Genomic DNA, 22010 nt, shown 5'->3' with positions numbered 1-22010 from the left:
TCAGACGTTGGCAGTTTTGCCGGACTGATCAAGGAGATGCTGGCGGTGCTGGGCGGATTGTAGCGAAAAGGATAGGGGGTGATGTAGTTCGCTGATGAGTGTTTGCTGTTCCTGATCGAAACCTTCGAAGTTGGCAATTTCTATGATGCCCAGAGGGTGGTCTCCTTGGATCAGTGGCCAGAGTAGCACAGCTCCTGGAGGACTTTTCCCCTGCCCGGTTTCCAAATCCAGATAATGTTTTGGAACCTGATGTTGTTGTATGAGCAAACGTTGATTCAGAGCGGCGCCGAGTAGCCCTTCATCGGCGGGTACTACCTCTCTGGCCTGCGCTTCGCCACTTAAGGCCCAGCTGGCTTTGCGAATAAGCTGATTACCTTCAAGCATGTAGGCTGCGCCAATTTTCGCACCTACGTGCTGTACTAAATAGCTCAGCACCCGTTCGAGTAATTGCGAGGGAGTCAGATTACCGGCGATTTGCCCCATAAAGAGATTGAGCTGCTGCTGTCGGTTGGCGTCTTTCTCTGCCTGTGCGCGCCAGCGATTCAGTTGTGCAGATTCGTGTGCTAGCAACAAATTGTTGGCGAAGTTACGCCGGGCGCTGATGTCGAGAATATAACCGTTCACTGTGCAAATCATCAGTGGAATGGAGAAGGATAGCATTATTAACAGAAGATGAATGTTGAGCGCTGTAATCATGCTAATCGCGAGGGCAAACACCGCAGCGATGATGGCGGTAATTAAGGTTTGCCGTGGTGGCAAGCGTAGAATAGAGAACGCGATAATAAGTAGGTAGATGCTTTCAAAGGATGAAACTTGCCCTGGGAAGCTACTATTGAAGCGAATGCCCCCCAGAATGGTGCCTGAGAGTGACAACCACAAAGCCAGATACATGACGCTAATGGCGTGTGGGCGCAACCAGTCTAAACGGGTGCAGCACCAGAGGCCTACCAAAGCCACGGCAATGGGGTACACACCATAATTGCGCCAGGCTGCCATTTCCGGTGTTTTTACTATTAGGATAACGGGCACTACCACGAGCAGGTAAAGGCCAAGCATCAGATAGATTGAGCGATTGATCAGATCCAGTGTGCGGTCATGAGAGTGTTGCTTATAGCGCTGCTCTAGGTCGCGATCAAACTGAACCATAAAGGTATTGAGTGCATCGCGAAGAATGCTTTCCTGTTGTGGGTCGATGGTCTGGTCGGTCTGGAATTGCTCTGCGTCGTTCATGACGTAACCTGATTATTCTTTGTTATGTTTTTGTTGCTCGCGCTTATGTTGATTCCGATACGATCACAGCGCACTATTTCCACTGGAATCAAGGCGCATACTATGGGTTTTTAATCGCTCCCTAGTGCTACCTTATACAACAATGCCCACATCTGACAGGAAACATCATGACCGATACTGCCCGATTTGAACAAGCCCAGAAAGATGTTAAAACCCTTGATAGCAAACCGTCCAATAATGACTTGCTGTTTCTTTATGCCCATTTCAAGCAGGGCAGCACGGGCGATGTGTCTGGCAAGCGCCCAGGAATGATGGATATGGTGGGACGTGCCAAGTATGACGCTTGGGCCAAGTTGAAAGGGTTGAGTGCGGACGAAGCCAAAGGCAAATATATCGACAAGGTGGACGCTTTGTTGAAAAGCCATAAAAGCTGATTGCTTACCGTGGTGAGTGCGTCATGCACTCACCATCCGCTATTTCTTAGCCTGTATTGCTTTTAGGGTTTATTTTTTCGTAACCCGTTGCCACATCCCGCTGCCAAGTATTTGTCCACGTTTTTACCCCGCTAACGGGTCTTTTCAGGGTATTGTGCTTCTAGCGTCGGACGTTGGCGCATAGAGGTTGAGCACGCTAGGTGTATCCGCCCGCCCGTTAGGGGCATTTCGGTGCGATCAGTGATTTCAGTAAAGTCCGTACCCTCCGCCAACGGTTGACCAGCAAGGAGATAAAAATTAAAGCGCACCCCGCCAGCTGGATCCAGGTCATGTGTTCGCCGAACCAGGCCGCCGCAATTAATGCTGTCCACATGGGTTCCAGCACCATAATCACTACACCGTGACTGTTTAGGGAAAGGCTTTGTGCATAGGTCTGAACCAGAAAACGCAGCGCTGTGCCAATGCTGGCACTGAGCACAATCCACATCACCAGAGTGGGGGTCATCGACGTAAACACCGGAACCCAGGGTTCACTGAAGGCTGACAGCGTACCGGTCACCAGAGCCACCACGGCCAACACGACGGTAGTCAGTGCCATGGCCGGTATACGTGGGTGTTCGATACTCTCACCGCTGGCTGATTGGATGGCGATAGTATTGGCCGCGCGAGTATTGAGGTTGAAGTACAGTGCAAAGATGGTCGCGGCGGCCACAAAACAGAGCTGGCCCACATCTAGATGCAACCCTTGCTCAAGTGATAGTAGGGCCAAGCCTCCGGCAGCCACAGGCAAGGCCAGCCAAGTGCTGGTGGGCACCGTTTCGGCAAAGACAATACGGGCAATCACTGGCACCAGCACCACTCCCAAGCTGGTCAGGAAAGCGCCTTCGCCCACGTGATCACCCACCGCTAGGCCGACAATCCAGAAACTCATCGCGGTGCCGAATACCAGCCCCACGCGCGCGCTGCGTATCAGCTGCTGGCGCGACAGCCGGCGCAGCTGGCGATGGGCTATGCAGCCTAGCAGCACAGAGGCTAGCAGAAAGCGCAGTGACATGAACAACAAGGGAGGCATGGCCAGTACGGCTTCTTTGGAGAACATCCAGCTGATGGCAGCCAGAAGGGTGACCACTAGAAGCAGCAGGTCGGCTTTATGAGCTTGGCGGATAGTCACTGAGCAGAGTTCGCAGTTGAGACAGACCGGCGATGGTAGCACAGGCGTGTTGGCGGGTAATGGCTGGTGAAATGTCGCTTTGATGGTCAGAGTAGGTGGCGTCGCACAACACAAATGACCGATTGTACGAGGACAATGGATGTTTGCAGCCTGGAAAAACTGGCGTGATGCCCGACGCGTTAAGAAAATGGGCTATACCCGCGAGGAGTGGGAGGCCGCTGTGGCGGACTGGCCATTAATGGTTCGATTTGAGGGGCAAGAGCGGCAGGCATTGTTTGATCTGTCGCTGCGTTTTCTGGCCCGCAAAAGCATTGCGTCTGGCGGCGGCTTTGCCTATACCGATGCCATGTGCCTGAAAGTGGCCACCATGGCTTGCGTGCCGATTCTGTACCTAGGGTTGGACTGGTATGACGGTTGGTACACGGTGATTTTGTATGAGGATGCGTTCATTCCTAATCGCCCTCATTTCAGTGAGGATGGCGTTGTTCATACTCGAGGTCCGGTGTTGGCTGGAGAGGCTTGGCACCAGGGGCCGGTTATTCTCTCTTGGGACGCGATTGAGGAGGCTTGTGCCCCGAGCAATCAAGCCAGTAATGTGGTGATTCACGAGATGTCCCACAAACTGGATATGCGCCGCAATGGTGCCAACGGCAGGCCGCCACTGCATACCGGGATGAACCCGAAGCAATGGCATGAAACCTTTACCGCATGCTGGGAAGAGCTGCTGAGCGATTATCAGCACCACCGGCACATGCCGGTGGATGTCTATGCGTTGACCGGCCCGGGTGAATTTTTTGCGGTGTGTAGCGAGGCGTTTTTTGAAGGGCCGGATCAGCTTTACAAGGACTGGCCGGCGCTGTACCGCTTGTTGGCCCAGTTCTATCGGCAGGGAGAGCGATAATGAAGTTTATATTCGAAGTGAGGGTGAAGCCTGGCTTTAGCGTGGATGAGTATGCTAAGGGTTGGGTGGAGGCCAGTGAAATTATTCAGCAAAGTGCTGGGGCAAAAGGGACTTACCTGCACCGCAAAATTGGCTACTCTGATACGGTGCTGGCCATCGCTCATTGGGAGAGCAAGGCACACCGTGATGCTAAAGACGATAGCCGTAGCGCAAAGGTAAAAGCGATTTTGGAAAAGCACGCCAAGGTGGTTGAGGTCAGCGTAATCGGCGAGTACGACGAGCCGCAGTGGCAGGTGTTGCCGCCGAGAAAGGTTTAGCGGTTTCGTCGAAAGTAAACAGGGCAGGGAGACGCGAGTAGCGAGCACCCCTGTGCAGTAGTAGTAGCCTACAACAGGGGCGGTTGCTTTAGGAATCAGCCTTCCGGCAGGGTGATATTCAACTCTAGAATTTCACACCCGGATTCCCGGTCTACCTGGACGTTCACGGCGTCTTGGTCCACAGGAACATATTTGCGGACCACCTGAAGCAGCTCTTCTTGAAGCTGCGGCAGATAATCTGGGCCACCGCGTGTGGAGCGTTCGCGGGCCACAATGATCTGCAAGCGCTCTTTCGCCACTGATGCCGTGTTCTGCTTTTTGGGAAGCAAATAACTAAAGATGCTCATCCGTTAGCCTCCAAACAGACGGCCGAATAGACCTTTCTTATTCGTGGTGATAAAGCGATGCGGTAATTGCTCGCCGAGGAAACGGGCCACGGCGTCGCTATACGCTTTTCCTGCATCGGAATCCGTGTCCAGAATTACCGGGCTACCAGCGTTACTGGCATTGAGTACGGCCTGGGATTCCGGCACTACGCCGAGTAACTCGATGGCAAGGATTTCCTGCACGTCTTCCACCGAGAGCATCTGCCCGTTTTCCACCCGTTCCGGGGAGTAGCGGGTCAGCAACAGGCGGGCAGGGATATCCCCATCACCCTGTTCGGCGTGGCGAGTCTTGCTGGCAAGGATGCCGATGATGCGGTCGGAGTCCCGCACGCTGGAGACTTCCGGGTTGGTGACGACGACGGCTTCGTCGGCGAAATAGGCGGCCATAAGGGCGCCTTTTTCGATGCCGGCGGGGCTGTCGCAGATGATGTAATCCATCTGCATGTCGTCACGCAGGGCGTTTAGTACGCTTTCCACACCTTCGATGGTAAGGGCGTCCTTGTCGCGAGTCTGAGAGGCCGGGAGGATGAACAGGTTGTCCACCTTCTTGTCCTTGATCAGTGCTTGCTTGATGTTGGCATCGCCACTAATCACGTTGACCAGATCATAGACCACACGGCGTTCGCACCCCATGATCAGGTCCAGATTGCGCAGGCCTACATCGAAATCAATCACAGTGGTTTTAAAACCGCGCAGGGCAAGGCCTGTGGCCAGCGCTGCACTGGTGGTGGTTTTGCCGACGCCACCCTTGCCGGATGTCACGACCACGATCTTCGTCACGCTCTTCTCCTTACCTTCATGTTTCATACACGCTAGTTCAGCGCGGTAAAATGCATCGCATCGCCCTGCATGCATAGATGCACAGGCTTGTTACGGTATGACTCGGGCAGGTCTTCGGCTACCCGGTAATGGCCGGCAATGGATACCAGTTCGGCATTCAGTTGCTGGCAAAAAATACGCGCGCTGGTGTTGCCGCGAACACCGGCCAGGGCGCGGCCACGCAAGTTACTGTAAACGTGGATGTTGCCGTCGGCCATGATTTCGGCACCAGTGCTAACCGGGGCCAGCACAATCAGATCGCCACGGCTGTAAACCTGCTGACCGGAGCGTACCGGCTGGTCGATCACCATGGTTTCAACGTGTTGTGCTGCGGGCGTGGCTTCGGGAGCGTCCTCGTTGCTGGCCGGTGCAGGTTCAGTGCGTCGGGGTATATCACGGCCGCCTGCTAGGCTTAGGGTGCCTAGGCCTAGCATCGATGCGGTATCTGCATCTATATGTTCACTGCGGGCCAGAGCCACCAGGTTGACTCCCAAGCTACGCAGGGTGTCTACGGCCGCCATCAGAGCCACAGGGTCGTTGTCCAGCTCAGGGCTGACATCAATCACCACAGGGGCATCCTGCAGCCACTGGGCGGCATCCTCCAGACGTTGGCTCACCTGCTGGTGAAGCACGTTGGTATCCAGGTTTTTCAGCTGGAGGACCGTCATCATTAGCATGCGGCCCTTGAATTCGATTGCGGTTTTTTCTTCGACGACTGCTGTCATTACTGACCTGTTGTCCGAGGGGCAAAGGGAGGCGAAATAGTGCTCCGGGCCCGGTGGGGCGTAATTTGGGCAAGACTAGACGAAAGCGACCATGCGTAAAAGCACTAAAAGGCTGATCTGAATGTTAAATCTGTTTGAAAACGAGCGTGAGGGGGATTAACTGCTGGAAAAAGCGGCATTTTGGCGAAGAATGCGAGTGTTGCGATTTTGTGAAAATGAGCACTGGTTAATGTTTGTGTGGGCACGAGCGCACGGCTTTCCCTTTCAAGATAGCGCTCTTTAACTCGGTATGATGGGGAGAAGGAGAGGGGCACAGTGGTTTTGGCCACTGCGCCCCTTAGGGGGGTTATATCATTGGTCGTTCGGCGTGTACTTGCACCTCCTTCAGATCCTTGTCAAAGGCGTCGGTGAGCAGGCAATCGTAACGCATGGCGTCGTACTCATTGATGGCCTCCACCTGGCTCTCATTGATGATGCCTTTGCGCGCCGCATCCTGAAGCTTTTCCAGTACGGTCTTGCCTTCCAGCTGACCTTTGCCCTCTGCTTTTAGATACGCTAGGAATCCAGGCTCCACTTCCAGTAGTTTGTTGAAGGTGGCTTCTACGCGGCCAATGGAATCTTCCGGGTCCTGGGAGATATAGGCCGGCTCTGCCAAGGCATCGCGTACTGAGCTGGGTTCCATGATCATTTGCCCAAGAGCGCGGATTTGGTCATCGCTTGGGGCTTGAGCCTTGCAGGGTCGGCCCAGCGGGAAGAGCAGACGCTTAAGCACACGGCCGATACCGAAAAAACCAAAGTTGCTGGTGAAGGCCTCTAGAGAATCGTGGGCTCGACTGAAAGCCAAGCGCAGGGCGTAATGCGCGTGGGCATCGTTTGCCTCGTCGCGGGGCAGAGTGGCGTGATACTTGAGAATCGCGCAGGCGATCAGCAGCTGGCTGTGTACATCCCCCAGGCGAGCAGACAGCAGTTCGCGCCGCTTGAGGTCGCCGCCGAGCAGGGCAAGGGCCATGTCCGAGGTGCTGGCCAGCACTGCACTGTAACGGTTGATCAGGCGATACCAGGGAGCACTGAAGGCATCAGCATTGCCCGGAGCGTCGGACAGGTAGGGGCTGGCTAATGCTTGGGCAATGGCACTGCTGATATTACCCAGAGTATGACTTGCGTGTGAGAAGAACAGAGCATCAAAATCCTGCAGCCCCTGCTTTTTATCTTCCGCCTGAATGGCTTGCAGTTCATCGTAAAGGAACGGGTGACAACGCATGGCCCCTTGGCCAAAGATCATCAACGAGCGGGTGAGAATATTGGCGCCTTCCACGGTAATGGCAATAGGCGTGGACTGATAAGGCAGGGCCAAGAAGTTCCTTGGACCGAGTTGAATGCCACGCCCGCCAGCGATATCCATGCCGTGGTTGATCAGCTCGCGCATCATTTCGGTGGCATGGTACTTGGCCATGGCCGTAACCACAGACGGAGCGCCGTCTTCCAGTGAGCGAGTTACCAGATGACGGTAAGCTTCCAGGGTATAGGCCAGTGCCGCCACATTTGCAGAGGCTTCCTGCACCCCTTCGAATTCACCTACGGCCGTATTGAACTGGCGCCGGATGCGCCCAAAGGCGCCGGTCATGCGGTAGCCCATTTCGCCACTGGCCGTGGCCAGTGCAGGCAGAGAGACGCCGCGGCCAGCACCAAGACACTCAATCAGCATGCGCCAGCCTTTACCGGCCATATCCGGCCCCCCGATGATGGCATCCAAGGGTACGAACACATCTTTGCCGTTGATGGGGCCGTTCATGAACGGTGAGCCGGGGTAGTGCCGGCGACCGATTTCCACCCCTTTGGTATCGGCGGGAATCAGCGCACAGGTAATGCCTAAGTCCTCGGTATCACCGAGCAGCTTTTCCGGGTCATACAGTTTGAAAGCCAAGCCGACGACTGTAGCTACGGGGGCCAGGGTGATCCAGCGTTTGGCGAAGTTCAGGCGCATGCCCAGCACTTCCTTACCGTCAATCTTGCCTTTGCAGATGACCCCGGTATCGGGGATGGCCCCTGCATCGGAGCCGGCTTCTGGCCCAGTGAGCCCAAAGCAGGGGATCTCATCGCCCTTGGCGAGACCGGGCAGCCAGCGGTCTTTTTGTTCCTGGGTGCCGTATTCGGCTAGCAGTTCACCGGGGCCAAGAGAGTTGGGCACCATGGCGGTGACGGCGGCAGTAAGCGAGCGGGTTGCGATTTTGCTCATGATGCGACTTTGCGCATAGGGTGAAAAAGCTTTGCCGCCATACTCGGTAGGAATAATCAGGCTGAAGAAACCCTTGTGCTTAAGGAAATCCCAGACTTCCTCAGGCAGGTCGCGCAGTTCGTGGAAAATTTGCCACTCATCTAGCATGTCACACAGTTCAACCACTTCATTGTCGATGAACGACTGCTCTTCTTCGGTGAGGGAAGTGAACTGGATATGGGCAAATTTTTCCCAGTCTGGCCGGCCGGAGAATAGGTCGGCCTCGAACCAGGTGGTGCCCGCTTCAATGGCTTCCCGTTCGGTATCGCCAATGGCAGGCATAACCTTGGCCAACGCGTTGTAGACTGGTTTAGTAATAAATTTTTGTCGCAGGTCCACGTGGTTAAGCACGGTGACGCCAGCAGCGAGCAGAATGAGGGAAAGGGGGTGGAACAGCCAAGATGCGAGGAAGCCGCAGAGCAGCCACACGATAACGAAAACGGCACTGCCAATGCCTCGGCTGATTTGCTGATAGAAGAGGGTCATCAGCGTGGCAATTAACAACACAATAGCCAAGAGGCTAAGCATGGTGATCTCCTTTGCCTGGGGTGAATGCCTTCCAACATGCGGCTATCGTCCATGGCGAAGGTATGAAACCGTTACCATGAACTGCAAACCACACATCTAATTTCAGTCTAACGCGCTAACGCCTCAGGTTGCACAGGGTTTAACCAGATTTAATCTGGACGATAGCTTACACTTGGTACCACTTTGAATGCGTTTTCAGGAGCATAGCGTTGCAGCCAAACAGCCCTATCATTGAAGCTACCGAGCAGAATATTCAGCAAATCCTTGAACAGTCCCAGCAGATTCCGGTGATCGTGGGTTTCTGGGCGAGTTGGAGCGAACCCTGTCAGCAGATGGCGCCAATCCTAGAGCGCCTAGTCAACGAATATCAGGGCAAGGTGATTCTGGCCAATGTGAATGCCGATGAGCAGCAAATGTTGGCCAGTCAGTTTGGTGTGCGCAGCCTGCCCAGTCTCAAACTGGTGTTTCAAGGAAAGTTGGTCAGCGAGTTGGATGGAGCCCAGACCGAAGGCGCGATACGCCAGTGGTTGGCTCCTGTGGTGGACCCCGAAGCCGCACAGCAGCAACAGGAAGAAGGGTTTATCGAGCAGGTGCGTATGGCCATTGAAGCCGGCCACACCGAGCAAGCAGAAGGGGCATTGCGCCAGACGCTGGAGCAGAGCCCAGACAAGCATGCCATTCGCGCCTTGTTGGTAGAACTGCTGTTGGGTGAAGGCCGTCTGGATGATGCCCAGTCGGTGCTGGCACAAGTGACAGAAGATGCGGAGCCTCTACGGCCGTTCCGGGCGCGCTTTGCATTGTTGGATAAATTGGAAGGTGCAGGGCAAAGCTTGGCGGATTTGTCTGCCCGTATTGCCGACAAGCCGACTGCCGAGGATCTTTATGCCTACGGGCTGCAGGCCGCTGCCGCTGGCCAGTTCAAGCAGGGGCTTGAGGCGCTGCTGCAGCTGCTCTGCAACCACAGTGATTTCCGCGATGGAGTGGCGCGTAATGCGTTGCTAGAAGTGTTCGAATGCCTCCCTAAAGGCGATCCACTGGCCAGCGAATATCGCCGTAAGATGTTTAACTACCTCTACTAATCTATCTGCTTACTGCGGGTAACGGGATCTCCGTTGCCCGTCTTGCCTACTTTTTGTGCCGGATTGCCGCTCAGAATGGCCCTTTGTCCTTTTATTGTGCATGCCGGGCATCCCTTCCGTTCTATGGCTCTTTATTCGTTAACTCAATGCTGAGTGTGTGCGCCGGTGGTGCGCATGGCTGAGTTAATGTTCATTTGTGGTGCGAGATAAGTTTGGTTAGTCGCTAACCACTTGAAATGGTGCGCACTATTATGTGGCATGATTATTGAATGCTCCTTGCCGGTGCAAATTTCCGGCGCGTGTTGTGTTGGTGCATGAGGACAAGGAGAGAGGCAATGAAAATGCTGACAGCGGTGGTTAAGCCGTTTAAGGCCGACCAGGTACGTGATGCCCTGGCCCAGGTGGGGGTACAGGGAATGACGATTACCGAGGTAAAGGGGTTTGGCCGTCAAAAAGGGCACACTGAACTGTATCGGGGGGCGGAATACGTGGTGGATTTTGTTCCCAAGGTGGAGTTGGAGTTGGCGGTCAGTGATGAGCAGCTGGACCAGGCCATCGACGTCATTATGAAGGCCGCGGGGACGGGCAAGATTGGTGACGGTAAAATTTTTGTGACGGATCTTGAGCAGGTTATCCGTATCCGTACCGGAGAAATTGGCAGCGAAGCCATTTAAGGGGCCCATAATGAAAAAATTGATTGCTGTATTGTTGATGCTGCCCTCGTTGGCTCTGGCCGATGGCCTGGATACCGGTGACAGCGCCTGGATTCTCACTGCCACCGCGTTGGTGTTATTTATGACGCTGCCGGGTTTGAGCCTGTTCTACGGTGGGCTGGTACGCAGCAAGAATATCCTCTCGGTGTTGATGCAGTGTTTTGCTATTACCTGCGCTGTGTCGCTAGTGTGGTTGGTCTGTGGTTATTCTCTCGCTTTTTCCGATGGGGGCAGCATGAATGCCTGGATTGGTGGCTTGGACCATGTTTTCTTTTCTGGAATCAACCGCGATACCTTGGAAGGCACCTTACCGAAAAGTTTGCATGGGTTGTTTCAGATGACCTTTGCGATCATCACCCCGGCGCTGATCGTCGGTGCCTTTGCCGAGCGTATGCGCTTCGGTCCCATGCTGGCGTTTTCTATTCTCTGGTTGTTGGGTGTGTATATTCCTGTTTGTCATTGGGTTTGGGGCGGCGGCTGGTTAGCCGATCTGGGGCTGTATGATTTTGCCGGAGGCACCGTGGTGCATATCACCGCCGGTGTGGCGGCGTTGGTGGCAGCGGTGGTGCTCGGTAACCGTAAAGGCTTCCCCACCCAAGGCATGATGCCGCACAACATGACCATGACGGTAACCGGTGCCGGCATGTTGTGGGTGGGCTGGTTCGGCTTTAACGGTGGCTCTGCGTTAGCCGCCAATGGTGATGCAGCCATGGCGATGCTGGTAACGCACATTTCTGCCGCCGCCGGTTCACTGGCCTGGATGACCATGGAATGGAAAAAATTCGGTAAGCCGTCTGCTCTGGGCATTGCCACGGGCATGGTTGCAGGGTTGGGAACCATTACCCCGGCGTCGGGCTTTGTTAGTCCGGCCGCTGCGCTGGTGATTGGTCTATCGGCTGGCGTGATCTGTTTTTACATGGTGATCTTTGTTAAGCACAAGCTGAAAATCGATGACTCCCTTGATGTTTTCCCTGTCCACGGTATTGGCGGCATCCTTGGCACTTTGTTGGCAGGGGTGTTTGCCTCTACGGAGTTGGGTCTGTTCTCCGGCTACGGGTTTGCCAAACCGGAATACACCATGCTGGATCAGCTGGGTGTGCAGGCGTTGGGTGTGGTGGCAACCTTTGTGTACACCGCCTTGGTGACGTGGGGCTTGCTCAAGCTGGTAGGCTTGTTTGCACCGTTACGGGTCACCGCCGAGGAAGAGACCCAGGGCCTGGATATTGCGTTGCATGAAGAGCGCGGTTATGACCTTTGATTACAGCACTGAAATCCGATTATCAAGCAACCGATAAGCTCGGAATTTTGCCAGGCTTTTTTGGCCTGTAAGGACTCATCTGCGGCTATTGCCACCCTCTGAGCCTTTCTATAAGGTACGGGTAAGTTTCGAACGCTCGTTTGAATTGGCTCGCAGCAACAAAGACTGTGCCAGCCCTGTGAGAGGGGGCGTCGAAGTTACATCGATAGGTTTAAGGAGAAACGAAAATGAGCCTCGAATTTTTGTCTGACGAATGGTTTGCAAAAGTAAAAGAGATCCGTGAAGGCGCGGGTAACCTTGAAACGCCAGCAGCGTTGGCTGACTTGGTGATCAACATCAGCGTTAATGCTGATGGTGACGATAAAAAGCTGGCTTTGGTTGGCGGCATGATTGAAGAAGGTCATCACGCTGACGCTCCGACTACCATGATTCTGCCGGCCGACTTGGCCAAGCGCATCTTCATCGAAGGTGACCAGTCTGCAGGCATGCAAGGCTTTATGAGCGGCCAGATTCGCGTTGAAGGCGACATGAGTAAACTGATGGCTTTGCAAACCGCACAGCCTTCTGCTGATCAGCTTGCCATGATGAAGCAGATCCAGGACGTGACTGCCTAATATTGGCAATCCGATCTGAAAAATGCCCGCCTTGTGCGGGCATTTTTTTGAAAACGCACAATGTCCCATGCTCGGGGCATTGTGCGCGTTAGCTATTCATATATCCGTTTCTCAATGTCATTCAGGTTCTGCAATGGCGTGCTTATGGTCACCGGGTGTACAGGAACCTGGTCTAGCCAGCCGTGCGCACTGCGCTTGCCTGCATCCAGATAATCACCCAGCGCTCCCTGCCAATGTTCGGCATATAAGGCCAAGCATAGCGGTTGTCGACGTAGTGTGTCGTGGACAACGCAGATATGCTCAGATGACGCCGAGGCCAGTAAACCCTCGATCATTTCAGCGGCTGGTTTTAGTAAGTCACAGGGCAGGCACAGGCACAGACCATGACTTGCGGCTAGTGCTGTTTCTAGTCCGGCCAGCGGACCGCAAAAACCTTCGCGTAGATCCGCAACGACTTCATCACCCCAAGCGTGGTAGCGGTCAATATTGCGGTTGGCGCTAATCACAATGCGGCTGGGACGAGGAAGGAGATTATCGAGCAGATGAGCGACCAGCGGCTTGCCGTCCAGTTCCACCAGTCCTTTGTCGGCACCGCCCATGCGTTGGCCCTGTCCGCCGGCCAGAATGATTAAGGTATAGTCGACCATATTGCCTTCTCGTCGTGCTCTCGCGTTGGGTTCTAGGGGCGAATCGGCTATGCTCTGCGCGCGCGTTGGGCGATGTTAACAGCTTGTATTTTGCCCGCCCCGAGTGCAGACACGTTTCAGGGAAATTATGTGACTACCGCCCGTAATCATCTTACCGATTTAGTGCGCTTTGCGCCGCTTCTGCCTGGGTATCAGCCCCGTGAACCGCAACTAGAAATGGCGGATGCGGTGGAAGACGTGATTGGCAGTGGTGCCACGCTGTTAGTAGAAGCGGAAACGGGCACCGGTAAAACGCTAGCTTACCTAGTGCCTGCACTGCTATCGGAAGGCCCGACGTTGGTGTCCACTGGCACCAAAAGCTTGCAGGATCAGCTGTTCTTTAAAGACCTGCCCATGGTCAAGAAGGCGCTGAACTTGCCGCGTAAAGTGGCGCTGCTAAAAGGGCGCGCTAACTACCTATGTCCGTATCGATTGGAGCTGCATCAAGAAGACGCCCGTTTTCTCACCCGTGAGACCGTCGGGCAGATGCAGATTGTGTCGCACTGGGCAGCGCGCACTCGCACTGGTGATATCGCTGAGCTGCAACAGATTCCGGAAGATGCGCCAGTATGGCCCTGGGTAACCAGCACCGCGGACAATTGCCTGGGAACGGAATGCCCCCGCTATAACGAATGCCCGTTGATGAAGGCGCGTAAAGAGGCTCAAGAAGCAGACTTAGTGGTGGTTAACCACCACCTGTTTTTCGCCGATGCAGCGTTACGCGGCAATGGTGCTGCCTCGGAGTTGCTGCCCACCGCCAATACGGTGATTTTCGATGAAGCCCATCAGCTACCCGAAATCGCGGCGGCGTTTTTCGCCGACACATTGAGCACCAGACAGATTCAGGAATTGGGCCGCGATAGCCTGTCTGAAGCGGGCCATACCGCCGCGGATCTGGCGGAGCTAAATCGCCTAGTGGCCGCCGTAGATAAAAGCAGCATGGATTTGCGTTTAAGTCTGGGGGACGGCGAGCGCCGTGAGCCCTGGACGGAAGTGGCAGAGAATAAGGCGGTGATTGAGGCCGGAGAGGCACTGTTGCAGGCTTTGCAGGAGCTGGACGCATTTCTCGGACCTCTGGCCAAGGCGAGCCGGGGGATGGATGCCTGCTCTCGGCGCGCCAGTGAACAGGTGGATTGCCTGGCCGCCTACTTGAAAGGCGGGCAGCCGAATCGAGTGTACTGGTTTGAAACCTTCAAACGCTCTGTGGTCTTGCACAGCACGCCGTTGTCCGTGGCGGCCCAGCTGCGAGCCCAGCGTGAGCGCAACCCGTGTAGCTGGATTCTCACCTCAGCCACGCTGTCGGTGGGCGGACGCTTTGAACATATCCAGCACCGTTTGGGGCTGGATTCTGCCCGTACCCTTAGGTTGGAGAGCCCTTTCGATTTTAAGCGCCAGGCCGTGTTCTATGCCCCGGAAGGGCTGCCGGCGCCGAATGATAGCGAGTACACGGCGCAACTCACCGCGGCCATGGTACCGGTCATTAATGCAGCCAGGGGCCGCACTTTTTTCCTGTTTACGAGTCACAGAGCGTTACGTGAAGCTGCGGCTATCCTTCGCCAGAAGCTTGATTACCCTTTGTTGGTGCAGGGTGAGGCCGGGCGGCGTGAATTGCTTGATGCGTTTAGGGAAAAGGGCAATGCCGTGTTGTTGGGAACCAGCAGCTTCTGGGAAGGCATTGATGTACGTGGTGAAGCGCTCAGTTGTGTGATTATCGATAAACTGCCATTTGGTTCACCCGGTGATCCGGTGGCGGCGGCGCGCATCGAGCATATTAACCGCAATGGCGGTAATGCATTTCGTGATTACCAGCTTCCCCAAGCGGTGCTGGCCCTGCGCCAGGGAGCCGGGCGGCTGATTCGTGACCCGAAAGATACCGGGTTGCTGGTAGTTGCAGACCCGCGTTTGCTGACGCGTAGTTATGGCAAGTTGTTTGTTAACAGCCTGCCCAACATGACCCGTACCCGTAAGTTAGATGTGGTTCAGCGGTTTTTTGATTATCTGGCCGCTCAGGGCCAGGAAGCGGGAAAAATGGAATCATGACGCGACTACTTGCATTAGAAACCGCAGGAGAAACCTGCTCGGTGGCGCTGTTGGATAATGGCAGTGTAATCGAACGCTTTGAGCAAGCGCCTCGTCAGCAGACCGAGCGGGTATTGCCCATGGTTGAGGGGGTGCTGGCGGAGGCGGGTTTCCGGCTTACCGATCTTGATGGCATTGCTTTCGGGCATGGTCCGGGTGCATTCACCGGTGTGCGGGTTGCGGCTGCTGTAACCCAGGGTTTGGCCTTCGCGGCGGATCTACCGGTGGTAGGGGTTTCCACTTTAGCGGCTTGTGCGCTGAGCGCGCAGGCACTGAAGGTGAATCCGCATGTTATTGCTTGTTTTGATGCGCGCATGGGCGAGCTTTACCTCGGCGCCTATGAGTGTGAGCCGGGCTCGGCTAATGCCGTGCTTTGTGATGGGCTGTTCAAGCCTGATGCTTTGCCAGAACTGCCGTGCGCTGAATGGATGATCGTTGGTTCCGGGTTGGTGTATCAAGACGCGCTGCGGGCGGCCTATGGCGCAAGCTTCTGCGTTGCTGACGCTCACCCCCGTGCGCAAGCTGTTGCGCAGCTGGCATTACCTGCATTCGAACGCGGAGAGGGCGTGAGTGCAGAACAGGCACAGCCTGTCTATCTGCGAGATCAAGTGATTCAGGGAGCAGTACGATGATCAACTGGGATCTTCCCAATGTGCATGAACTGACAGTGACCGTGCCTGCCGAAGCCATCGATGTGATGGGCCATGTGAACAACACTGAATATCTGCGTTTTATGGAGCAGATTGCCTGGCACCACACCACCGAGCTGGGGCTGGGCTGGGATCTGTATCAGAGGCTTAACCGGGGCATGGTAGCGCGCCATACCGAAGTGGATTATCTGGCGCCGGCTTTCGAGGGTGAGAACCTTAGGATCGGTACCTGGATTGTACAAAACGATGGCCGTATCAGCATTACGCGTCGTTACCAAATTGTGCGTGAATCCGACAGCCTAACATTACTGCGCGGGCGTACTCGGTGGGTGTGTGTGGCACTGGATTCCGGCAAACCACGGCGTATGCCTGTAGAATTTCTACAGGGCTATAAAGTGACGGCGGACGAATAGGGCACCGCCGTTTTCTAAATCGGGTCTGCGTAACCTCAAGCTGGTGCCGAGGCACGTTGTTTCAACGCACGTTTGGTTTCTAGCGTTACAATCAATAAGGACTTTCCATGGATTGGTTCCAAGCCTTGGTTCTTGCTCTGATACAGGGGCTTACTGAGTTTCTTCCTATTTCCAGTTCCGCTCACCTGATTCTGCCGTCCCAAATCCTCGGGTGGCCAGATCAGGGATTGGCGTTCGATGTGGCTGTGCATTTGGGGACCTTGCTGGCAGTGATGATGTATTACCGCCGTGATTTGATTGCCATGGTGGGGGGGGCCGGCCTAGCCGTTCAGCAGCGCCGGATGAATGATGACCTGAAGTTGGGTTTGTTGGTGGCGTTGGCCACCATTCCAGCGGTGGTGTTTGGTTTCCTCGGTGATGACTTTATTGAGCGTGAACTACGCTCAGCGTTGGTAATTGCTATCACCACGCTGGTATTCGGCGCGTTGCTATGGGCGTCTGATGCTTTTGGTAAACGGGAGTTTTCGTTGGCTAGGTTAGGCGTTGCAGGTGCCATTTTTATTGGCCTGGCTCAGGCATTGGCATTGATTCCCGGCACTTCGCGCAGTGGTATCACCATTACTGCGGCATTGGCGCTGGGCTATCGTCGTGAGGATGCGGCTCGTTTCTCCTTTTTGTTATCGATTCCGGTGATCCTTGGGGCCGGGCTGCTTAAAACCAAAGATTTGATCGAGCAACAAGTGGTGGTGGACTGGGGGATGATGGCGCTGGGCGTTATCGTTAGTGCGGTAACCGCTTACCTGACCATTGTATTCTTCATTCGCTTGTTGGAGCGCGTTGGCATGCTGCCGTTTGTGGTCTATCGGTTGATACTCGGTGTGGCCCTGTTGTTCTGGTTGGCATGAGGCAGAGTGAGTGGTTGGACACTGTGCTTGGGTTATTACCCGGTTGCCCGAAAGGTCTTCCGGGTTTCTGGGTTGAAAATGAAGCCCAGGCCAGTGGGCAGGCGCTTGAGCTGGTGCTTGGCTGGCATGATGATTGCCTGGGCCTGTGGCGTCCCGGTGGCAAGCAAACGCCGCTGACGGTCAGTTTCTGTGACGGCAAGCAGGGGTACCGACTCACCCCCGAGCGGGTGCGCCATGAGCGTCTGATTAAGGCGCTGGGCAAGCCCAAAGACGATCGGATCCGGGTGCTTGACGCCACGGCGGGGCTTGGCAGGGATGCGGCCCTGATGGCACAGGCAGGGTTTCAGGTGATGCTGGCAGAACGTTCGCCGATTCTTCACGCGATGCTTGCTGATGGTCTGCAAAGGGCTCCTGCCAGCCTTGTTGCGAACATGCAGTTGCTGGCGTGCGCAGACAGCAAAATTGCTGAGCCATCTGCTCTCCACGCGGTGTACCTAGATCCCATGTTTCCCGCTCGGGAAAAAAGTGCGGCGGTTAAAAAAGACCTGCAGTGGTTGCAGCGGCTTTGTCCTTACCCGGATGAAGTAGAGGAACAGCAATTACTGGATTGGGCGCGTGCCCTTGGCGCTTCTCGGGTGGTTGTCAAACGCCCGGTAAAGGCGGGTTTTTTAGCTGGCGTAACACCGTCTTTTAGTCAAAAGGGCAAGGCGGTACGTTTTGATATTTATACCTGCCCCTGAGCACAACCCTACAGGTAATGACGGTCGATTCTTTTGGGAAGACACCGGCCACCCACAAGAGATGGCCGGAGATGTTTAATTTGCTTCAGATGACGCAGTAAGCAGGTTGCCCAGATTGCTAACCCGTGTGACACGCTGGATAGCGTCACTGATATCCGGGCTGAGAATGCGACTGGCTTCGTCATCAAGGGCCTGCAGTTTTTCATCAAACTCCAATGCGCCACTGCCTCCCGGTGTCACCAAACCCGTGGAATAAAGCTGGGCAATAAAGTTCTTTAACACCACTTTGTCGAAAAATTCCGGGGAATTAAACTCATAAAGCAGAGATAGCCGCTGTGCGGTTTGGTGTGCCAATTTGCCTAGTTGATCGGCGGTGAGCATTCCGGAGCCGTATTGCACCAGCAGTCGAATGGTTAGGTAGTAACGCTCCAGCGACGGCATCACTGTCTGGCCAAGGTGATCGAGCATGTCAGATTCATGAGTGTGAATCGCCGCCCCGTGCAAACAATCATTCTCACGGGTAATTAGTTGCTCTTGCTGTAGGACGGTGACGATATTATTGACGGCGGCTTCCAGCTCTTCATCGTTTTGCCAGTGCAAAAAGTACTCGTTACGCAGGAAGGGGTAGAGCAGACGAACCATGCTTTGCAGTACGTCGATGCTGACCGAGCGAGCATTCATTACCAAAGAGCAGATTAGCCCGGGGAGAATGAAAAGGTGCAGGCTGTTGTTGCGTACGTAGGCCATCTGCAGAGCAGTTTTTTCATCGGTGGTCACCACGTCACCCAGTTTGTGTTCGATCCGGTCCAGGAAGTCATGCTCAAGGCCATACTGGATAATGGCATCGGCGTCGTCAGTGGCGAGCGCGGCGCAATCACTGTAGGGCGCCTGTTTAAGCAGAGAGATGTAGAGGTTGAGTTGTTGGCGAAGTTGAGCCACATCCATGGTGTGCTTGGGTGATGCAAGTAACGCTAGGCTGAGCAAGTTAACCGGATTGGCCACTGCGGCTGCGTTGATGGATTCCACCACTTCTTGGCCCAGCTCTGCGACTGCATGTTTAAACCAGGCTGGGTTTTCCCCGGGGGCGATCGTTTCATTGCGCCATTTTGGATTGTGCCCGTCCAGATAGTCCACCAGCTTAATAGGCTCCCCAAAATTCAGGTGCACCTGGCCAAAGTGGCTACGCAGTACAGACAGTGACTTCATCAAGCCGCCCACCGATTCTTTTTGCTTTTTTTTGCCGTGCAGTTCGCCGATATAGGAGCCAGCTTCAATCACTTTTTCGTAGCCCACATAGACAGGCACAAAGGCAATCGGCTTGCGCGAATCGCGCAGGAAGCTGCGTACGGTCATGGCCAGCATGCCGGTGCGGGGCTTAAGCATGCGACCACTGCGGCTGCGACCTCCTTCTACAAAATATTCAATGGAAAAGCCGCGTGTGGTAATCGTGTGCAAGTATTCGCTGAATACGGCGGCGTATAGTGGGTTGCCACGGAAGCTGCGACGCATGAAGAAAGCGCCACCACGGCGCAGGACCGTTCCCACGATCGGCAGGTTCAGGTTAATACCCGCGGCAATATGCGGTGGAACCAAGCCGTTACGGAACATCACAAAGGACAGCAGTAGGTAATCTATGTGGCTACGGTGGCAGGGCACATAGATAACTTCGTGATCGCCGGCGACCTTGGTCAGGTTGTCCATATTGTAGAGGCGAATGCCTCCGTATAGGCGGTTCCATAACCAGTTTAAAAACAACTCAAGGGTTCGGATCACGGTGTGAGAATAGTCTGCTGCAATTTCCATGGCATAAGCGCGGGCCTTGGCTTCCAGCTTTTCTTCACTGAGGTCTTGCCGTTTCGCTTCAGCGCTAATGACTTCACGTACCGAGATGGAATCCACCACAGTGTTAGTCAGGGTACGCCTGTGCGACAGATCTGGCCCGATGGCGGCTTCCTGTTGGCGGCGGAAATGGACCCGCAGGATGCGTGATGCTTTGCGAACGGCTTGATCGTCAGTCTGGCACTGGTCGACTAGGGTGCGCAGTGATAGGGGCCGACTAAACTGAACGTAGAGCTGCCGTCCCTGAGTAATGATGATGAAGAATTTCTTGATGAAACCGGCGGGCGACCAGTTATCGGAGAACAGGATGCGCCACATTGAGTTCTCTTTTTCCGGCCGACGGCCCCAGAACACAGATACCGGCACCAGCTGAACATCCGCGTCGGGGTTAGCGCGCAGGACTGCGACCAGTTTTTCCAGACGGGGTGGTGAGACTGCGCGCCGCTGACGGCGGTTACCTATTTGCCGACGGTACAGCTGGAAATAGCTATGGTGAAGGTGCGTCTTGCCCAGCGTTAACCCTCGCAAGGCAGAGGAAAGCCCTAGTTGTCGGGCACTTTGGTCTGCCACGGCGGCATCCGCGGCCGAGCGGTCACTGAGCACATACACCACCGGTGTGTTGGCGGCGAGTTGGAGTTCCTTGGGGTCTGAAGGAAGTGCATTAGCGCGGGTGCACAAGCGTAAAAATATACGTATCAGGAAGAAACCTAGTCGGTCCAGGCCAAGCCAAGGTGTCATAGTCGGTTACAATTAACGAATGGGAGCTAAGTGTATCGAAAGCCCAGAGTCCGGAACACTAGCGGATATTTCAATTTGTTTCAGAAATGCTGCGCTTGGTATGCTGAAGGCTGACTCCTTCACGTTGAAGAGGTTCGCCATGATTAGACCTGCTATTATTGTGGGAATTCTTCCTGTTCATGGATAGCGCAAAGGAGCTTCCGGTGTCGACACCTCAATCCGGTATTTTTGACCGCAGTTATGCCCACCATCTGTTCTTCGAATTCAGCCTTGGTAGTGGCTTTGAGCTGGAGGCATTACGCGCCGCTCTGCGAGAGATTGTTGTACTGAAAAGTGAGAAAACCCCGGTTTTGTTGGCTTTCGGACCAGATCTTTGGGCCTGTTTTGATTCCCGTTTCAGCTTCTCCGCGTTTTCCCTAGAGGGACATATCCCGGCCACCCAGGGGGATTTATGGGTGTGGGTTCAGGCTAAAGAGTCTGGCGATCTATTCGATACTGCCATGCAGGTGCGCAAGGCGGTGGGTGATTTACTTGCAACTCAGCTTGAGTTGACGGCCTTTGTGTACCACGACATGCGAGACCTAACAGGGTTCGTGGATGGCATTGGTAACCCCACCGGCGAAAAGGCAGAAAAGGCTGCTTTTATTGCTGAACCTCACCCCGGTGCGGGGGGGAGCTGGGTGCTGACCCAGAAATGGATTCACGACTTGGACAAGTTTAACCAGTTACCGGTTAGTGAGCAGGAGAATGTGTTTGGCCGGACCAAAGAAGATGCTGTGGAGTTTGATGATGAGCGCATGCCCACGGATGCCCACGTTGGACGCGTGGATGTGGACCGTGACGGTGTAGCGCAAAAAATGTGGCGTCGCTCGGTTCCCTATGGCGACAGTGGCCAGCATGGTCTGTATTTTTTGGCATTTTGTTGCGAGTTGGACCGTTACGACTTTTTGCTACGCCGTATGTATGGCATTGCTGATGATTCAGTGAAAGATCGTCTACTGGACTTTACCCGTCCGGTGATGGGGTCCTGGTGGTATGCGCCGTCACAAGATTGGCTGGAGGCGCTCTGATCCAGCGATAGCTTGGGAAGTATTCTGTTGAAGAGCCACTAAGGGAGCCGCTAAGAGTGGCATTGTAGATGTATTATCAGCCTTCCACGCTGGTTCGCTCCCTAGGCTAAGGGAATAAGATAAAGAGCGGCACATTGGGGGCGCACGCCGAGTGCGCAAAGCGCTGTTCTAAGGCGTGTCTAAGGGCAATGGCCGTGAGCCTACCCCGCCGTTCCTGCCGCGTGAAAATAGGGCGCGGAGATGTTAGTCCTTTTCGCTCTGTGTGGTGTCTTTATTACCAGCATCAAGCCAGATAAACAGGGCGAAACATCCCGCGAAGATTAGAATGCCTGCAATCACAGCGATGCCTGCTAAAACCACGGTATCCATATACATAGAAAATCCTCCCTTAACCTGTCTGGCTAGCGTGACAGATTCAGAGAGGATCAATGTGATGCAGA

The 22010-nt window shown here is 54.7% G+C and carries 22 protein-coding genes; 13 read left to right on the top strand and 9 right to left on the bottom strand.

Annotation, left to right across the window (positions count from 1 at the left end; translation table 11 throughout):
• Positions 1–1230, bottom strand: a complete 1230-nt coding sequence (locus Y017_RS01350; protein WP_035458380.1) for a GAF domain-containing protein — start codon at positions 1228–1230, stop codon at positions 1–3.
• A gap of 167 nt (positions 1231–1397) precedes the next feature.
• On the opposite strand from Y017_RS01350, the gene Y017_RS01345 reads away from it, so the two are divergent.
• Complete coding sequence (locus Y017_RS01345; RefSeq protein ID WP_011588397.1) at positions 1398–1664, top strand: acyl-CoA-binding protein; 267 nt, start codon at positions 1398–1400, stop codon at positions 1662–1664.
• A 217-nt stretch (positions 1665–1881) separates the two neighbouring features.
• Here the strand turns inward: Y017_RS01345 and Y017_RS01340 are convergent, their stop codons facing one another.
• Positions 1882–2835: a DMT family transporter gene (locus Y017_RS01340; protein ID WP_051428671.1), complete on the bottom strand. Its 954-nt coding sequence runs from the start codon at positions 2833–2835 to the stop codon at positions 1882–1884.
• A gap of 139 nt (positions 2836–2974) precedes the next feature.
• Between Y017_RS01340 and Y017_RS01335 the strand changes: the two genes are divergently transcribed.
• Both Y017_RS01335 and Y017_RS01330 read left to right on the top strand, forming a co-directional pair.
• Positions 2975–3736, top strand: a complete 762-nt coding sequence (locus Y017_RS01335) for a zinc-dependent peptidase (protein WP_035458379.1) — start codon at positions 2975–2977, stop codon at positions 3734–3736.
• A complete protein-coding gene (locus tag Y017_RS01330) occupies positions 3736–4053 on the top strand; it encodes an antibiotic biosynthesis monooxygenase (RefSeq protein WP_035458378.1) in 318 nt (105 codons plus the stop codon). Before Y017_RS01335 ends, Y017_RS01330 begins: the two co-directional genes overlap by 1 nt.
• Before the next feature lie 95 nt (positions 4054–4148).
• On the opposite strand, the gene minE is transcribed toward Y017_RS01330, so the two are convergent.
• The 4 genes from minE to Y017_RS01310 form a co-directional block, all read right to left on the bottom strand.
• Positions 4149–4400, bottom strand: a complete 252-nt coding sequence (gene minE, locus Y017_RS01325) for a cell division topological specificity factor MinE (RefSeq protein WP_011588401.1) — start codon at positions 4398–4400, stop codon at positions 4149–4151.
• A 3-nt stretch (positions 4401–4403) separates the two neighbouring features.
• Positions 4404–5219 carry a septum site-determining protein MinD gene (gene minD / locus Y017_RS01320; protein WP_035458377.1) on the bottom strand — a complete coding sequence of 272 codons (816 nt, stop codon included), beginning with the start codon at positions 5217–5219 and terminating at the stop codon, positions 4404–4406.
• 32 nt (positions 5220–5251) lie between these two features.
• Complete coding sequence (gene minC / locus Y017_RS01315) at positions 5252–5983, bottom strand: septum site-determining protein MinC (RefSeq protein ID WP_011588403.1); 732 nt, start codon at positions 5981–5983, stop codon at positions 5252–5254.
• A gap of 346 nt (positions 5984–6329) precedes the next feature.
• Complete coding sequence (locus Y017_RS01310) at positions 6330–8786, bottom strand: acyl-CoA dehydrogenase (RefSeq protein ID WP_035458376.1); 2457 nt, start codon at positions 8784–8786, stop codon at positions 6330–6332.
• Positions 8787–8995: 209 nt separating this feature from the next.
• Between Y017_RS01310 and Y017_RS01305 the strand changes: the two genes are divergently transcribed.
• The 4 genes from Y017_RS01305 to Y017_RS01290 all read left to right on the top strand — a co-directional run bounded on the left by Y017_RS01305 (position 8996) and on the right by Y017_RS01290 (position 12450).
• Entirely contained in the window at positions 8996–9865 is an 870-nt protein-coding gene (locus Y017_RS01305) for a tetratricopeptide repeat protein (protein ID WP_011588405.1), read from the top strand.
• A 335-nt stretch (positions 9866–10200) separates the two neighbouring features.
• The gene (locus Y017_RS01300; RefSeq protein ID WP_035458375.1) at positions 10201–10539 is read left to right on the top strand and encodes a P-II family nitrogen regulator; all 339 of its coding nucleotides are present in this window, start codon (positions 10201–10203) and stop codon (positions 10537–10539) included.
• Positions 10540–10549: 10 nt separating this feature from the next.
• Entirely contained in the window at positions 10550–11836 is a 1287-nt protein-coding gene (locus tag Y017_RS01295; RefSeq protein WP_011588407.1) for an ammonium transporter, read from the top strand.
• 227 nt (positions 11837–12063) lie between these two features.
• On the top strand, positions 12064–12450 hold the full coding sequence (locus Y017_RS01290; protein WP_011588408.1) for a hypothetical protein: 387 nt from the start codon (positions 12064–12066) through the stop codon (positions 12448–12450).
• A gap of 92 nt (positions 12451–12542) precedes the next feature.
• Here Y017_RS01290 and Y017_RS01285 read toward each other — a convergent pair whose 3' ends face one another.
• A complete protein-coding gene (locus Y017_RS01285; protein ID WP_011588409.1) occupies positions 12543–13097 on the bottom strand; it encodes an NTP transferase domain-containing protein in 555 nt (184 codons plus the stop codon).
• A 129-nt stretch (positions 13098–13226) separates the two neighbouring features.
• Between Y017_RS01285 and Y017_RS01280 the strand changes: the two genes are divergently transcribed.
• The 5 genes from Y017_RS01280 to Y017_RS01260 all read left to right on the top strand — a co-directional run bounded on the left by Y017_RS01280 (position 13227) and on the right by Y017_RS01260 (position 17923).
• On the top strand, positions 13227–15176 hold the full coding sequence (locus tag Y017_RS01280; RefSeq protein ID WP_050731503.1) for an ATP-dependent DNA helicase: 1950 nt from the start codon (positions 13227–13229) through the stop codon (positions 15174–15176).
• The gene (gene tsaB / locus Y017_RS01275) at positions 15173–15847 is read left to right on the top strand and encodes a tRNA (adenosine(37)-N6)-threonylcarbamoyltransferase complex dimerization subunit type 1 TsaB (RefSeq protein WP_035458374.1); all 675 of its coding nucleotides are present in this window, start codon (positions 15173–15175) and stop codon (positions 15845–15847) included. The genes Y017_RS01280 and tsaB overlap by 4 nt, the downstream gene beginning before the upstream one ends.
• Positions 15844–16278, top strand: a complete 435-nt coding sequence (locus tag Y017_RS01270) for a thioesterase family protein (protein ID WP_011588412.1) — start codon at positions 15844–15846, stop codon at positions 16276–16278. Before tsaB ends, Y017_RS01270 begins: the two co-directional genes overlap by 4 nt.
• 107 nt (positions 16279–16385) lie before the next feature.
• The gene (locus Y017_RS01265; RefSeq protein WP_011588413.1) at positions 16386–17183 is read left to right on the top strand and encodes an undecaprenyl-diphosphate phosphatase; all 798 of its coding nucleotides are present in this window, start codon (positions 16386–16388) and stop codon (positions 17181–17183) included.
• 23 nt (positions 17184–17206) lie between these two features.
• Positions 17207–17923, top strand: a complete 717-nt coding sequence (locus tag Y017_RS01260) for a class I SAM-dependent methyltransferase (protein ID WP_231483347.1) — start codon at positions 17207–17209, stop codon at positions 17921–17923.
• A 75-nt stretch (positions 17924–17998) separates the two neighbouring features.
• Here Y017_RS01260 and plsB read toward each other — a convergent pair whose 3' ends face one another.
• Positions 17999–20500: a glycerol-3-phosphate 1-O-acyltransferase PlsB gene (gene plsB, locus Y017_RS01255; RefSeq protein WP_035458366.1), complete on the bottom strand. Its 2502-nt coding sequence runs from the start codon at positions 20498–20500 to the stop codon at positions 17999–18001.
• A 203-nt stretch (positions 20501–20703) separates the two neighbouring features.
• Here plsB and Y017_RS01250 point away from each other — a divergent pair, with 203 nt between their 5' ends.
• Complete coding sequence (locus Y017_RS01250; RefSeq protein WP_035458365.1) at positions 20704–21570, top strand: Dyp-type peroxidase; 867 nt, start codon at positions 20704–20706, stop codon at positions 21568–21570.
• Positions 21571–21813: 243 nt separating this feature from the next.
• Here the strand turns inward: Y017_RS01250 and ccoM are convergent, their stop codons facing one another.
• A complete protein-coding gene (ccoM, locus tag Y017_RS15505; RefSeq protein ID WP_255346552.1) occupies positions 21814–21945 on the bottom strand; it encodes a cytochrome c oxidase subunit CcoM in 132 nt (43 codons plus the stop codon).
• Between the last annotated feature and the right edge of the window lie 65 nt (positions 21946–22010).

It is taken from the genome of Alcanivorax sp. 97CO-5, assembly GCF_000524665.1.
In the GTDB taxonomy this organism is placed as follows: Bacteria; Pseudomonadota; Gammaproteobacteria; order Pseudomonadales; family Alcanivoracaceae; genus Alcanivorax; species Alcanivorax borkumensis.
The sequence above is the reverse complement of the archived record's forward strand: the minus strand, read 5'-3'. Positions and strand labels throughout refer to the sequence as shown.